The organism is uncultured Sphingomonas sp., assembly GCF_964021865.1.
Classification (GTDB): domain Bacteria; phylum Pseudomonadota; class Alphaproteobacteria; order Sphingomonadales; family Sphingomonadaceae; genus Sphingomonas.
Window position 1 is genome coordinate 20,078 of sequence record NZ_CAXIAM010000037.1, and the last position, 13,572, is coordinate 33,649.

12 protein-coding genes are annotated in these 13,572 nt (G+C 70.8%); 5 read left to right on the top strand and 7 right to left on the bottom strand.

Annotated elements, in window-relative coordinates:
* Positions 1–14: 14 nt before the first annotated feature.
* The 5 genes from dinB to trxB form a co-directional block, all read right to left on the bottom strand.
* The gene (dinB, locus tag AADI75_RS10835) at positions 15–1,082 is read right to left on the bottom strand and encodes a DNA polymerase IV (protein WP_341209043.1); all 1,068 of its coding nucleotides are present in this window, start codon (positions 1,080–1,082) and stop codon (positions 15–17) included.
* 76 nt (positions 1,083–1,158) lie between these two features.
* Positions 1,159–1,755 (bottom strand): hypothetical protein, encoded by a 597-nt coding sequence (locus AADI75_RS10840; protein ID WP_341209044.1) that lies wholly within the window; start codon positions 1,753–1,755, stop codon positions 1,159–1,161.
* A gap of 17 nt (positions 1,756–1,772) precedes the next feature.
* Entirely contained in the window at positions 1,773–3,530 is a 1,758-nt protein-coding gene (locus AADI75_RS10845; RefSeq protein ID WP_341209045.1) for a LysM peptidoglycan-binding domain-containing protein, read from the bottom strand.
* Positions 3,531–3,653: 123 nt separating this feature from the next.
* Positions 3,654–4,832, bottom strand: coding sequence for an MBL fold metallo-hydrolase (locus AADI75_RS10850; protein WP_341209046.1), 1,179 nt, complete (start codon positions 4,830–4,832; stop codon positions 3,654–3,656).
* Between the two features lie 94 nt (positions 4,833–4,926).
* Positions 4,927–5,895 (bottom strand): thioredoxin-disulfide reductase, encoded by a 969-nt coding sequence (gene trxB, locus AADI75_RS10855; RefSeq protein WP_341209047.1) that lies wholly within the window; start codon positions 5,893–5,895, stop codon positions 4,927–4,929.
* A 79-nt stretch (positions 5,896–5,974) separates the two neighbouring features.
* Between trxB and AADI75_RS10860 the strand changes: the two genes are divergently transcribed.
* Complete coding sequence (locus tag AADI75_RS10860; protein WP_341209048.1) at positions 5,975–7,360, top strand: leucyl aminopeptidase family protein; 1,386 nt, start codon at positions 5,975–5,977, stop codon at positions 7,358–7,360.
* An 89-nt stretch (positions 7,361–7,449) separates the two neighbouring features.
* Here AADI75_RS10860 and tpiA read toward each other — a convergent pair whose 3' ends face one another.
* Positions 7,450–8,187: a triose-phosphate isomerase gene (tpiA, locus tag AADI75_RS10865; protein WP_341209049.1), complete on the bottom strand. Its 738-nt coding sequence runs from the start codon at positions 8,185–8,187 to the stop codon at positions 7,450–7,452.
* A gap of 111 nt (positions 8,188–8,298) precedes the next feature.
* Between tpiA and AADI75_RS10870 the strand changes: the two genes are divergently transcribed.
* Both AADI75_RS10870 and AADI75_RS10875 read left to right on the top strand, forming a co-directional pair.
* Positions 8,299–10,233, top strand: a complete 1,935-nt coding sequence (locus AADI75_RS10870; protein ID WP_341209050.1) for a peptidyl-prolyl cis-trans isomerase — start codon at positions 8,299–8,301, stop codon at positions 10,231–10,233.
* Positions 10,214–11,725, top strand: coding sequence for a chorismate-binding protein (locus tag AADI75_RS10875; protein WP_341209051.1), 1,512 nt, complete (start codon positions 10,214–10,216; stop codon positions 11,723–11,725). The genes AADI75_RS10870 and AADI75_RS10875 overlap by 20 nt, the downstream gene beginning before the upstream one ends.
* 114 nt (positions 11,726–11,839) lie before the next feature.
* Here the strand turns inward: AADI75_RS10875 and AADI75_RS10880 are convergent, their stop codons facing one another.
* A complete protein-coding gene (locus AADI75_RS10880) occupies positions 11,840–12,277 on the bottom strand; it encodes a hypothetical protein (RefSeq protein ID WP_341209052.1) in 438 nt (145 codons plus the stop codon).
* Between the two features lie 156 nt (positions 12,278–12,433).
* On the opposite strand from AADI75_RS10880, the gene AADI75_RS10885 reads away from it, so the two are divergent.
* On the top strand, positions 12,434–13,024 hold the full coding sequence (locus tag AADI75_RS10885; protein WP_341209053.1) for an aminodeoxychorismate/anthranilate synthase component II: 591 nt from the start codon (positions 12,434–12,436) through the stop codon (positions 13,022–13,024).
* Positions 13,021–13,572 (top strand): anthranilate phosphoribosyltransferase (trpD, locus tag AADI75_RS10890; RefSeq protein WP_341209054.1); only part of this gene is annotated, 552 nt, incomplete at its 3' end. The genes AADI75_RS10885 and trpD, both read left to right, overlap by 4 nt.

Consider the following 13,572-nt stretch of genomic DNA (forward strand, 5'->3'; position numbering starts at 1 on the left):
CAATTCCTTGCATTTCAAAGGGGCAGCGCAGGCTGATCGATCTCCTCGTCGCGCAGGATGCCCGACAGCGTCAACCCGAGCAGTCGTATTCCGCCCGGCGTGGGGAGCAACGGCGCGAGCAGTCCGCGCCCGAGATCGAGCAACTGGTCTTGCGTCTCGATGACCCCGGTGACCGAGCGCGCGCGGGTCAGCGTGGTGAAATCGGCGCGGCGCAGCTTCAGCGTCGCGGTGCGCCCGCGAACGTCGGCACGCTCCACGCGCGTCCAGGCGGCGGCCGCGACCGTCTCCAGCGCGGCGTCGATCTCGGCCGTATCGGAGAGGTTGGTGTCGAAGGTGCGTTCCGCGCCCACCGATTTGGCCTGGCGCTCGGCACGCACCGGACGGTCGTCGACCCCGCGCGCCGCGCCGTGCAGGTAATCGGCGTGGCTGCCGAAATGCGCGCGCAGGAAAGCGATCGGACGGTCGCGCAGATCGGCGCCGGTGTGGATGCCCAGCCGCGCCATCTTCTCGGCGGTGACCGGGCCGATGCCGTGGAAGCGCTTGACCGGCAGCGCGGCGACGAACGCCGCGCCCTTGGCGGGCGGGATCACGCACAGGCCGTCGGGCTTGTTCTGGTCCGAGGCGAGCTTGGCGATGAACTTGTTGTAGCTGACCCCGGCGGAGGCGGTGAGCCCGGTATCGGCCTTGATCCGCGCGCGGATCTCGGCGGCGATCGCGCTGGCCGAACCGAGCCCGCGGCGATCCTCGCTGACGTCGAGATAGGCTTCGTCGAGCGACAGCGGCTCGATCGCATCGGCATAATCGGCGAAGATCGCGTGGATCTGCCGGCTGACCGCACGATAGACGTCGAAGCGCGGCGGCACGAAGACGAGGTCGGGACAGCGTCGCGCCGCAACGACCGAGGGCATCGCCGAGCGCACCCCGAACGCGCGCGCCTCATAGCTGGCCGCCGCGACCACCCCGCGCGCGCGATTGCCGCCGACCGCGACCGGCCGGCCGCGCAATTCGGGCGCGTCGCGCTGCTCGACCGACGCATAGAAGGCGTCCATGTCGATATGGATGATCTTGCGGGGAGCGGCCACGGTGATACCCGCACATTAACAGGCCAACCCGCGCGTCGCCAGCAAAAAGCGGAACAAAGCAAGTATCTTGCCGCGGTCAGTCGATCCGTTCGGCAAGGATCATGCGATCGTCGTACCATTCGAACGCCATCGTCCGGCCGAGCGGCAGCACCAGACCGTACCACTGGCCGGACGGATCGCTGGGCACCGACCAATGGCCGTCGTCGCAGCCGAGATGCCGCGCCGCCGCAGCGTCGGCCTTGACGCCCCAGGCGGCGAGCGCGCGGGTCAGCACCGCGCGCGAGGCATCCGGGTGCGGCTTCGCGGCGGGGCTGAGGAACGGCCCGGTGCAAACATCGGAAATGTCGAACTGCCCGGTGTCGGGGCCGTCCCAGCGGAGCACGCCCGGCCCGGCGCCGTTGCCCGTGACGGTCAGCGTCGCGCCGGTCATGCCCATGTCATCGACGGTCGGATCGGCCGCGGCGGGGTTGAAGGTCTTGATGATCCGCCAGTGCCCGACCACCGGGCACGGGCTTTCGGGGGCATCGGGCTCGCACGCGGCGGCGACGGTGGCGGCCGGCGTGGGCGTGCCAGTGGCCAAAGCGGGCGTGTTGCCCGTGGCACGATCCGGTTGCGCCGCGCCGGGCTCGCCACACGCCGTGAGCAGGAGCAAGGCGGCGAGGACGGGTCGCATGGAGCCTCCGAAAGCGATCAGCGGTTGGCGTTGACCAGCACGTAGCTGAAGCTGTGCTGCGCGCCGAGCCCCTTCAACAACGCTGCGAAGTCGGCCGGGTTCAGCGTCTGGCAGCCTGCGGAGCCGGTGGTGCCGTTCCCGCCCTGGTGGATCAGCATCGAGCGGCCCGCCCCGCTTCGGTCGACCGTGTCGGCGGCGGTGAAGCGCCCGTCATGGTTGCTATCGCGCAACGCCTGCTGCGTCTCGGTCGCGCGGAAGAAGCGGTTGCCGGCGAACGTGCCCGATTGCAGCTCGTAGCGGTAGCTGCCCTCGATCAGGCGGCCGAGTTCCTTGCGCCCGTCGCCGTTGACGTCGACGCCATAGCCGCGCGCGGCATATTTGCCCGCGGGCTCGGTGTTCCCGTCGAACATCTGCGCGCGGTAGCTGCCGTCCGCGGCGCGCGAAAGCAGCGCGAAGCGATCGTTATACTCGCCCTGCCCGTTGCGCGCCCCGGTCGTGCTGTCGGTGCGGATCGCGACCAGCACCTGCTTGCCCGCGGCGAGATCCGCACGCGCCCGCGCGTCGCCCGAGGTCTCGACGATCTTCGCGAAATCGGCGGCGGTGCGCACCTCGGCCGCTGTCGCGGGCGCGGTGGATGCAGCCGGGGTGGCGGCGAACAGCGCGGCGACATCGCGCCGCTCGTTCGGGTATCGCGTCGCGGCGATCGAGCCCAGCTGCGCAGCTTCCCGCGCGGTGTATTTGCCGCTGTCGGCAAGCCCGTTCAGATAATCCGCGCGACCGGCATAGATGTTGTCGACCAGCGTGCGGTCGTAATCGGCGGATGTGCGATCGAGCTGCGCGTCGGTCTTGCGGATCGCGGCATTGAGGACGCCCTGCGCACCACCATGCTGGACCGAGGTCGACCAGGTCGCCTCACGCACCGCGGCGTGGCGGCTGGACAGGTCGAGCCCGGTCGCGGCCTTCACACCGTCGACCGCCGGCTGGAAATGCGTGCGATCGATGAAGGCGTGCTGCGCGGCGCGGAAGCCCTGCGGGTCGCGCGCGGCGATCGCCTTCCAATTGGCGTTGAAGCGCTCGCCGCCGGGACCGGTGCCGAGTTCGGCGGCATAGCTCTTGCCCTCGTTGGCGAGAAATTTCTGCAGCGTGCCGCCGTTCGAGGACAGTTGGTAGACGCCGTAGGAGACGCCGCCGGGATCGCCCGAACCGGTCGACACCGTACCGGGACCACGGCCGCCGCTCTCGTAGCGTTCCGCGATCGCGCCGAGTCGCGGCGTCGCGGCAGCGGGGATGTCGGCCGGCGTGTTCGCCGGGGCAGCGCGTGCGGTTTGCGGCGCAGGCGCGGTCCCGCCCAGCCGCAATGTCTGGCCGACCGCGATCCGGTCGGGATCGGCGAGATGGTTGCTGCGGGCGAGCGTGGCGACGTCCATCCCGTTCGCCTGCGCGATGCCGGACAGCGTCTCGCCGCGCCGCACGACGTGGGTCGCGGGGGCGTCGCTTGCTGGGAGGCGGATCGGCTGGCCGATCGTCAGCCGGTCGGGATCGGAAAGGCCGTTGATCCGCGCCAGCGTCTGCCAGGTCGTGCCGTGCTTCGCGGCGATCCCGGTGAGCGTGTCACCCTCCGCCACGACATGCGCGGCTGGCGGCGCAAGCTGGTCGAGCCGCGAGGCACTGGCCATCAGCCGGTCGAGCGCGTTGCGGGCCACCGGCGGGTCGAACGACGGCGTCGGAATGGTGTTCGTGCCGACCCGCGCAGTGGCCTGATTGGCTGACAGCATCGATGCGCCCTTTTCTCTCCGATGACGTGACCGGAGCATAAGCGAGGCGGCCGGCCAGCTCGATAATCGGATCGATTAGGGTGGAAGAGCCGTCAAAGCGTCAAGCCGCAGGGCTTGGTGTTCCTATCGCAGCGCGCGGACCGCTGGCGTGTCGAGGCAGGCGATCATCGCGGCGGGGGTCGTTGTCGGCGGCGGGGGCAGGCTGGTCGCAGGCGGCACCTCGACCGTCCGCCCGATCGCGACCGCGTCGAAGCCGGTGCGATTCAGGCATGTCATCGCCGCGGCCAGCATCCGCGGCGGCGTGTCGCGCGCCTCGTAGGACAGCCGGAACGTGCCCCAGTGGATCGCCAGGGCATGCGCCGCGCGCAGTCGCTCGAACACCAACGCGGCATGCGCGGGGCCGATATGCGCGCCCGACACCATCTGGCCGGGGACGAAGCGAAACGCGCCGATCGGCAACAGCGCGAGCCGGATCGGGCCGAGCGCCGCGGCCTCGGCCGGCCATTGCCCATCGCCGAACCCGGTGTCCCCCGCGAAGAACACATTGCCGCCCGCGGGGAGTTGCACGACGAAACTCGACCACAGCGCGCGATTGCGGTCGGCGAACCAGCGGCTGCCCCAATGGTGGTTGCGGGTCACCGCGACGCGGATGCCGCGACGCACCTGCACCGCGCCGCGCCAGTCGAGCGCGGTGGCGCGCGCACCGGTCTGCGCGATCACACTGTCGTTGCCGAGGCTGGTGACGATCGTCGGGCGGTCGCGCTGCCAAAGCCCCCGGAGCGTCGCTTTCTCGAGATGGTCGTAATGATTGTGGCTGACCAGCACGAGATCGATGCGGGGCAGATCCTCGAAGCGGATGCCGGGCGCGGCGACACGGCGCGGGCCGAAGCCGAGCGGGCCGGCGCGCTCGCCCCAGACCGGATCGGTGAGGATGTTGAGCCCCTGCGTCTGGATCAGCACGGTGGCGTGGCCCACCCAGGTGACGAGCATCCGCGTGCCCTCGACGCGCGCCGGCGGGCGGGCGGGCACGACCGCGACGGTGTCCGGCCACGCGGGGCGGTCGTCGCTGCCGGTCAGTTGCCGCCAGAGGAACCCGCCACGGCTGCCGCCCGCGGGCGGGGCCGTCGTGTCGTCGCCATCGGGGTTGAAGAAGCGCGCGCCGTCATAGTGATCGGACGCCGGACCTTCGTAATAGAGCCGGTCGAGGAAGCGCGGCACGATCGTGATCGCCAGCCCGATCGCGATGACGAGCAACAGCAGCGCGGCGAGGACGGTCCTGACGATCTTGCTGACGACCGGCACGCGCCGTTCCTTCCGCGGGAGGTGAGGTGGCGGAATGATCGCGACCGGGTTTCGATCCGTGACGTGTCGGCGTCCGCGTCAGGCCGAGCCGATCCTACTCCGCCGCTTCCCTCACCGCCTCGAACTCCGCCGCCGCCAGGAACCGCTCGGCATCCAGCGCCGCCATGCACCCGGTCCCCGCCGCGGTCACCGCCTGGCGATAGACCTTGTCCATCACGTCGCCGCACGCGAACACGCCCGGCACGCTGGTGCGCGTCGACCCGGTTTCGACCGCGATATAGCCGTCCTCGTCGAGCGCGAGGTGGCCGCGGAACAGCTCGGTCGCCGGATGGTGGCCGATCGCCACGAACCCGCCCTCGACGTCGATCCGCGAGCGCGCGCCGGTGACGGTGTCCTCCAGCTCGAGCGCGACCAGCCCGGCGTTCCCGCCGCCGTCGACGAACGCGCGAACTTCCTTGTTCCACAACACCTTGACGCCCGGATGCGCGAACAGCCGCTCTTGCAAAATCCGCTCGGCGCGCAGCGTGTCGCGGCGGTGGATCAGCGTGACGTCGTCGCTGTGGTTGGTCAGGTACAGCGCCTCCTCGACCGCGGTATTGCCGCCGCCGATCACCGCCACCTTCTTGCCGCGATAGAAGAAGCCGTCGCATGTGGCGCAGGCGCTGACGCCCTTGCCCTTCATCGCATCCTCGCTGTCCAGCCCCAGCCACTTGGCCTGCGCGCCGGTCGCGATCACCAGCACCTCGCCCTCGTACACGTCGCCGCCGTCGCCGATCAGCCGGAACGGACGCGCGGTCAGGTCGACCTCGACGATCGTGTCCCACATCAGCCGCGTGCCGACATGCTCGGCTTGCGCCTGCATCTGCTCCATCAGCCACGGCCCCTGGATCACCTCCTTGAAGCCCGGATAATTCTCCACGTCGGTGGTGGTGGTCAGCTGGCCGCCGGGCTGGATGCCCTGCACCACGATCGGCGCCATTCCGGCGCGCGCGCCGTAAATCGCGGCGGACAGCCCGGCCGGGCCAGAGCCCAGGATCAACATGCGAGTCGAATGTGTCGTCATGCGCGCGATGTAGGATGGCGCGTGGCCCAAGGGAACCGCACGCGTTGCGCCCCGCCCCAAGTCCTGCTTTGGTCGCGCGATGACCGACTTTAGCGCCTTGCTCCAGCCCGATCGAGGCCAGCCCGCCCGCGACATTCACGTCGTCCACCCCGATCGTTTCGCCGACTGGCTGGCCGCGCAGCCGATGCGCGTCCGCACCGCAGTCGCCGCCAACAAGGTGACCGGCGGCGCCGGCAACCGCGCGATCTTGCCCGGCGAGGCGGCGGACGACTGGACGATGCTGCTGGTCTGCGACGAACCGCTCGACTCCCCATGGCGGATCGCCTCGCTCGGTGAGTCGCTCCCCGAGGGCATGTACCGCCTCGCGGACGGCGGCGCGACCGGCGCGGCGGGGCTCGGCTGGCTGCTCACGCAGCACCGCTTCACCCGCTACCGCAAGGTCGAGCCCGCCGCGCCGCGGGTACTGCTTACCCCCGATGTCGCGACGATCGAGGAAACCGTCCGCCTCGCCGCCGCCACCGCGCGCGTCCGCGATCTGGTCGACACCGGCGCCAGCGATCTCGGCCCCGCCGAGCTGGAGGCGGAGGCCGATACGCTCGCCGCACAGCATGGCGCGACCGTCACCGTCACGCGCGGCGACGCACTCGCCACCGGCTATCCAATGATCCACGCGGTCGGACAGGCGGCGGCCAAGGACCGCGCGCCGCGGCTCATCGAACTCGAATGGGGCAACCCCGCACACCCGCGCCTCGCACTGGTCGGCAAGGGCGTGTGCTTCGATTCGGGCGGGCTCGATATCAAGCCGTCCTCAGGGATGCGCCTGATGAAGAAGGACATGGGCGGCGCCGCGCACGCGCTGGCGCTCGCCGCACTGGTGATGCAGTCCCGGCTCAAGGTGCGGCTCCACCTGCTGATCCCGGCGGTGGAGAACGCCATCGCCGGCAACGCCTTCCGCCCCGGCGACGTGCTGACGACGCGCAAGGGCCTGACGGTCGAGAACACCAATACCGATGCCGAGGGGCGGCTGATCCTCGGCGACGCGCTGACCAAAGCGGTCGAGGGCGCGCCCGATCTGCTGATCGACTTTGCGACGCTCACCGGCGCTGCGCGCGTCGCGCTCGGCCCCGATCTGCCCGCGACGTTCGTGCAGGACGAGACGCTCGCCGCCGAGCTGTTCGCGGCGGGGACGGCCGTCCACGATCCGCTGTGGCGGCTGCCGTTGTGGGACGGCTACGACGACATGCTGAAGTCGGACGTGGCCGACATGGTCAACGCGCCGGACGGCGGCTTCGCGGGATCGATCACCGCCGCCCTGTTCCTCCGCCGCTTCGTGCCGGCGAGCGTGCCGTGGGCGCATCTCGACACCTTCGCGTGGCGCCCGTCCTCCCGGCCGGGACGCCCCAAGGGCGGCGAGGCCTACGGCCTGCGCGCGACATGGGCGCTGCTGAAGAAGCGCTTCGGCTGACTTCCATCCTTCCTCGAAACCCGTCGCCCCCGCGCAGGCAGGAGCGACGGCGTTTCACTTCCCAGCGGCGTTACGATCCGCCAGCCCCCTTACCCCGCCGCCTCGATGATCGGCACGAACTTCGCCGCGGTCAGGCTCGCCCCCCCGACCAGCGCGCCATCGACATCCGGCACCGCCATGATCGCCCGCGCATTGTCGCCGGTCACCGATCCGCCATACAGAATCCGCACCCCATCCGCCGCCGCGCCGATCAACTGCCGCATCTTCGCGCGCGCGATTGCGTGGATCGCGGCAATCTCCTCCAGCGTCGGCGTCCGCCCGCTCCCGATCGCCCAGCGCGGTTCGTAGGCGAGCGTCAGCCAGTCGCCGTTCGCCTTCTCCGGCAAGGACTTCTCGATCTGCGCCTGCACCACGCGCTCGGCGCGCCCGGCGTCGCGCTCCGCGCCCGTCTCGCCGCAGCACAGGATCACCGACAGCCCGTGGCGATGCGCCGTCGCCGCCTTCGCCCACGCGTCCTGGCTGGTCTCGTTCTGATATTCGCGCCGCTCCGAATGCCCGACGATCGTGAAGCGCGCCCCCGCCTCCCGCACCATCGCCGCCGAAACGCACCCGGTATAGGCGCCGCTGTCGGCCTCGTGGATGTCCTCGGCCCCGATCGCCAGCCCCGGCACGCGCTGCGCCGCAGGTGCGATCAGCGTCGCGGGCACCGCCACGGCCACGTCGATTCCCGGATGCGCCGCCGCCGCGGCGGCCACCGCATCCAGCTCCGGCAGCAACGCCAGATCGCCGTTCATCTTCCAGTTGCCCGCCACCAGCCTGCGCCGCACGTCCGTTCTCCCTGTTCGGTGTTAAACCTGTTAGACGCGTGCGCGGCTTGATGCCAGCCGGACGTGTGCCTAAAGCGGCGAGCTTCACTCCTGTCCCGGTCTGCCTCTTCCATGCTCAGCTTCCTCCGCGGCATCATCCATTCGAAGGTCGGCATGATCGTCACCTTCGGCATCCTGATCGTGATCGCGCTGGCGTTCGCGGCCGGCGACGTCACCGGGCTGGCGAGCGGCGGCGGGCTGCTCGGGCATCCCTTGGCCAGCGTCGACGGCGAGAAGGTGACCGCGGACGACATCCGCCGCCGCGCGCAGGACGAGATCCGCAACGCGCGCCAGCAGCAGCCCGATCTGGACATGGCCACGTTCGTCCGCGCCGGCGGCGTGGAGAGCCTCATCACCCGCTCGCTGACCGGCCTCGCGCTGGAGACGTTCGGTGAGGAACAAGGGATGCGCGTCAGCCGCGCGCTGGTCGGCAGCGAGCTGAAGGCGATCCCGGCCTTCGCGGGCGCGACCGGACAGTTCGACCAGCAGGCCTATCTCCGCCTGATCGCGCAGCGCGGCATGACCGACGCGCAGGTCCAGCGCGAGATCGCGCGCGAAACGATGGCGCAATTCCTGATCGTGCCGACGGTCGGCGCCAGCCAGGTGCCGCAGCGCCTTGCTCTCCAATACGCCTCGCTGCTGCTCGAGCGGCGCGCCGGGCAGGCGGCGCTGATCCCCGCCAGCGTATCCGGCCCCGCACCGACCGAGGCCGAGGTGCAGGACTGGTACAAGCGCAACGTCGCGCGCTACACCACGCCCGAGCGGCGCGTGATCCGCTACGCGCTCGTCACGCCGCAGCAGGTCGCGGCGCAGGCGGTGCCCGGCGACGCCGAAATCCAGAAGGCCTATGACGCCGACAAGGCGAAATACGCCCCCAAACCGCTCCGCGACGTGACGCTGGCGACCGTCCTCGACCAGAAGGCCGCACAGGCGCTCGCCGACAAGGTCAAGGCCGGCACTCCGCTCGCCGCCGCCGCGCGCGCTGCCGGTCTTGAGGCGCGCACGATCACCGCGGTCGAGCAATCCGCGCTCGCCACCCAGACGTCGCCCGCCGTCGCCGCCGCCTTGTTCGCCGCGCCACAGGGCAATGTCGTCGGCCCGGTGCGCGGGGCGATCGGCTTCGTCGTCGCGCGCGTCGAAAAGGTGACGCAGGACCCCGGCAAGACGCTGGCGCAGGCCCGCTCCGAGATCGTCGCCGCGCTGACCAAGCAGAAGGCCAATGACGCGATCGGCAAGATCCGCGACGCGGTCGAGGATGCGCTGGCCGACAACGCCAACATCGCCGAAGTCGCGCGCGATCAGAAGCTCACCGTCCAGACCACCCCGGCGGTGCTGCCGAGCGGCATCAACCCTGACCAGCCGCAGACGCAGCCCGACGCGACGCTCGCGCCCGTGATCGCCGCCGGCTTCGCGGCCGAGGACGGCGACACACCGACGACGGTCGGCATCGGGCAGGACGGCGGTTTCGCGATCGCCGCGCTCGACCGCATCGTCCCCGCCACCCCGGTCCCGCTGGCGCAGGCGCGCGCGCAGGTCGTCGCCGACCTGACCGCCGATCGCGCCCGCCGCGCCGCGCAGGCCGCCGCCAATGCGATCGTTGCGAAGGTCAACGCCGGCACCCCGCTTGCCACCGCCGTGGCGCAGGCCGGCGTGAAGGCCCCGGTCGAGCGCGTCGAGGCGACGCGCGCGCAGATCACCGCCAATCAGGGTCAGGTGAACCCGGTGCTCGCGATGATGTTCGGTCTGAAGCAGGGCAGCGCACGCGCCATCCAGGCGCCCGACGGTCGTGGCTGGCTGGTGCTGCGCGTCGATCAGATCGTGCCCGGCGACGCCAGCAAGCAGCCGGCGGCGATCCAGGCGACGCGTGTCGATCTCGGCCGCGCGATCGGCGGCGAATATGCACAGCAATTCGCCAATGCCGTCGCCGCCGCGCAGGGCGCCAAGCGCTATCCCGACGCCATCGCCCAGCTGAAGAAGGACCTTGTCGGTGGCGACGCCGGCCAGTGACGCGGCCGCGGCGCTCGCCGCCGGTCGTCCCGCGCTCGTCTGGCGGCGGCGGATCGCCGACACCGAGACGCCGGTCGCCGCCGCACTCAAGCTGATCGAGCCCGGCCGCGGCGACTTCCTGCTCGAATCCGTCGAGGGCGGCGCGGTGCGCGGTCGCCACTCGATGATCGGCCTCGCTCCCGACCTGGTGCTGCGCGCGCAGGGTGACCGTGCCGAAATCAACCCACGCTGGCTGGAGGATCGCGACGCCTTCGCCCCCTGCGCCGCGCCGACGCTGGCGGCGCTGCGCGACCTGGTCGCCTCGATCCGCATGGATTTGCCGCCCGAACTGCCGCGCGCGCTCGCGTGCCTCGTCGGCTATTTCGGCTATGAGACGATCGGGCTGGTGGAAAAACTGCCGCAGCCCGAACAGGATGCGCTCGGCCTCCCCGATCTGATGTTCGTGCGCCCGACCGTGATCCTGATGTTCGACCGGCTCGCCGACGAACTGTTCCTCGTCGCACCGGTCTGGCCCGACGCCGCGCACGCGCCGGGCGACCAGATCGCCGCCGCCGAGGATCGCCTCGATGCGGTCGAGGCCCGCCTCGCCGCCGCCGCGCTTCCGCCGCGCGCCCGCGCCGACCTGACCGACATCGCGCTCACCCCGACGCTCGCCCCCGGCCGCTATGCCGAGATGGTGGCGCGCGCGCAGGACTATATCGCCGCCGGCGACATCTTTCAGGTCGTGCTCGCGCAGCGCTTCACCGCGCCCTTCCCGCTCCCGGCGTTCGAGCTGTACCGCGCGCTGCGCCGCATCAACCCGTCGCCGTTCCTCTACCACCTCGACCTACCCGGCTTCGCGCTGACGGGATCGAGCCCCGAGATCCTCGTCCGCGCCCGCGACGGGGAGGTCACGATCCGCCCGATCGCCGGCACCCGCCCACGCGGCAAGACCGCATTGGAAGACGCCGCCAACCGCGACAGCCTGCTCGCCGATCCCAAGGAACGCGCCGAGCATCTGATGCTGCTCGATCTCGGCCGCAACGACGTTGGCCGTGTGGCGTCGCCGGGCACGGTACAGGTGACCGACAGCTACGGCATCGAATTCTACAGCCACGTCATGCATATCGTCTCGAACGTCGTCGGCCGGCTCGCGCCCGAACATGACGCGATCGACGCGCTGTTCGCGGGCTTCCCGGCCGGCACGGTCAGCGGCGCACCCAAGGTCCGCGCCTGCCAGATCATCGCCGAGCTGGAGCCCGAGAAGCGCGGCGCGTACGCGGGCGGCGTCGGCTATTTCTCGCCCGACGGTTCGATGGACTCATGCATCGTGCTGCGCACCGCGGTGGTCAAGGACGGCACGATCCACGTCCAGTCGGGCGCCGGCATCGTCGCCGACAGCGTCCCGGCCTATGAACAGCGCGAATGCGAGGCGAAGGCCGGCGCGATCCTCGCCGCCGCGCGCGAGGCGGTGCGGCAGGCGTCGACGCCGAATTTCGGGCAGTCACGCTGAATCCCGGGCTTGATCCGGGATCCCGCTTCTTCCTTCACCGCCGACCAGCCGCGAGGTCTTCGCCAAGCAACTGAACCAGCGCGGCGGCTGGCACCGCCCGCGCCAGTGGCACCCTCACCGGCCGCCGGGGATCATCGAATCGTTCTTCTCCGCCGCGCGCCGCTCCGCCGCCCACGCGCGGTTCATCATCAGCGCGCACCCGGTCTGCCCGCCCGACCCGACCGGCGAACACGTATCCGGCAACCCGCCCGCCACGCGGCTCACCTGATCGGCGGTCGCGACGCGGTTGGTCCACGCCTGGTTCTTCGCCGCCGGCTCGGCGCTGTCGCGCAAGGGCTTGGGAATGCGATATTGCTCGTCCGGGTTGAGGCGACTGCACACCACCACCTCGTCGCCCTGCGCGACCGGGCATTTCTCGTCGCCTTCCAGCGTCACGCTGCGCACGCGCTGCGGCGCGCGCCCGGTGTCCCCCGCCGATTGGACCTGCGCCACGGCCCCGGTCGGCAGCGCCAGCACGGTAGCACACAGCAGGGCGATCATCGGACGGCGCATCGTCTTTCTCCTTGGTCCCGCGAACGCGCGGGATCACGCTTTTCTCCGCATGGCGGTTTGCCCTGCCATGACGAATCTTTGCGCCACTGCAATATTCCTTTGACGCACGGGCGGCTCGGCGGTTGCGGTCGGCGACGCATCGGCTATGGCGGACGCATGATCCTGGTGATCGACAATTACGACAGCTTTACGTGGAACCTGGTCCATTACGTCATGGAACTGGGCGCAGAAGTGCGCGTGGTCCGCAACGACGCGCTCACCGCGGCCGAAGCATTGGCGAGCGGCGCACAGGCGATCCTGATCTCGCCTGGCCCTTGCACCCCCAACGAAGCGGGGGTCAGCCTCGACCTCGTCGCCGCCTGTGCGGAGGCACGGCGGCCCCTGTTCGGCGTCTGCCTCGGGCATCAGGCGATCGGCCAGCATTTCGGCGGCAAGGTCGTGCGTGGCGGCCTGATGCACGGCAAGACCTGCCCGGTCGAACATGACGGCACCGGCGTGTTCGCGGGGCTGCCCTCGCCGTTCACCGCCACGCGCTATCACTCGCTGATCGTCACCGACGTCCCCGACAGCCTGATCGTCAACGCCACCGCCGGCGATGCCTCGGTGATGGGGCTGCGCCACCGCGAGCTGCCGATCCACGGCGTGCAATTCCATCCCGAGAGCATCGCGACCGAGCACGGCCACGACCTGATCGCCAATTTCCTGCGACTCGCCGGCGTCAACCATGCGGGGCGGATCGCCGCGTGACCACGGTGGCATTGCTGCCCGATCCGTCGTCGCCGCTGTCGCGCGAATCGGCGGCGCAGGCGTTCGCCGACATTCTCGACGCGAAGACCAGCGAGGAAGCGGTCGCCGACTTCCTGATCCGCCTCGCCGAACGCGGCGAAACCAGCATCGAGATCGCCGAGGCGGCGCGCGCGCTGCGCCAGCGGCTGATTCCGATCGCCGCCCCGGCCGGTGCGATCGACGTCTGCGGCACCGGCGGCGACGGCCAGCACACGCTCAACGTCTCGACCGCGGTCAGCCTCGTCGTCGCCGCCTGCGGCGTGCCGGTCGCCAAGCACGGCAACCGCGCCGCCTCGTCCAAGGCCGGCGCCGCGGACACGCTGGAGATGCTCGGGCTCGACATGGAACGCGCCGGGGCACAGGCCGAGGCGACGCTACGCGACCTTGGCATCTGCTTCTTGTTCGCCGCCAACCACCACCCGGCGATGCGCCGCATCACCCCCATTCGCCGCCGGATCGGGCGGCGGACGATCTTCAACCTGATGGGCCCGCTCGCCAATCCCGCGCAT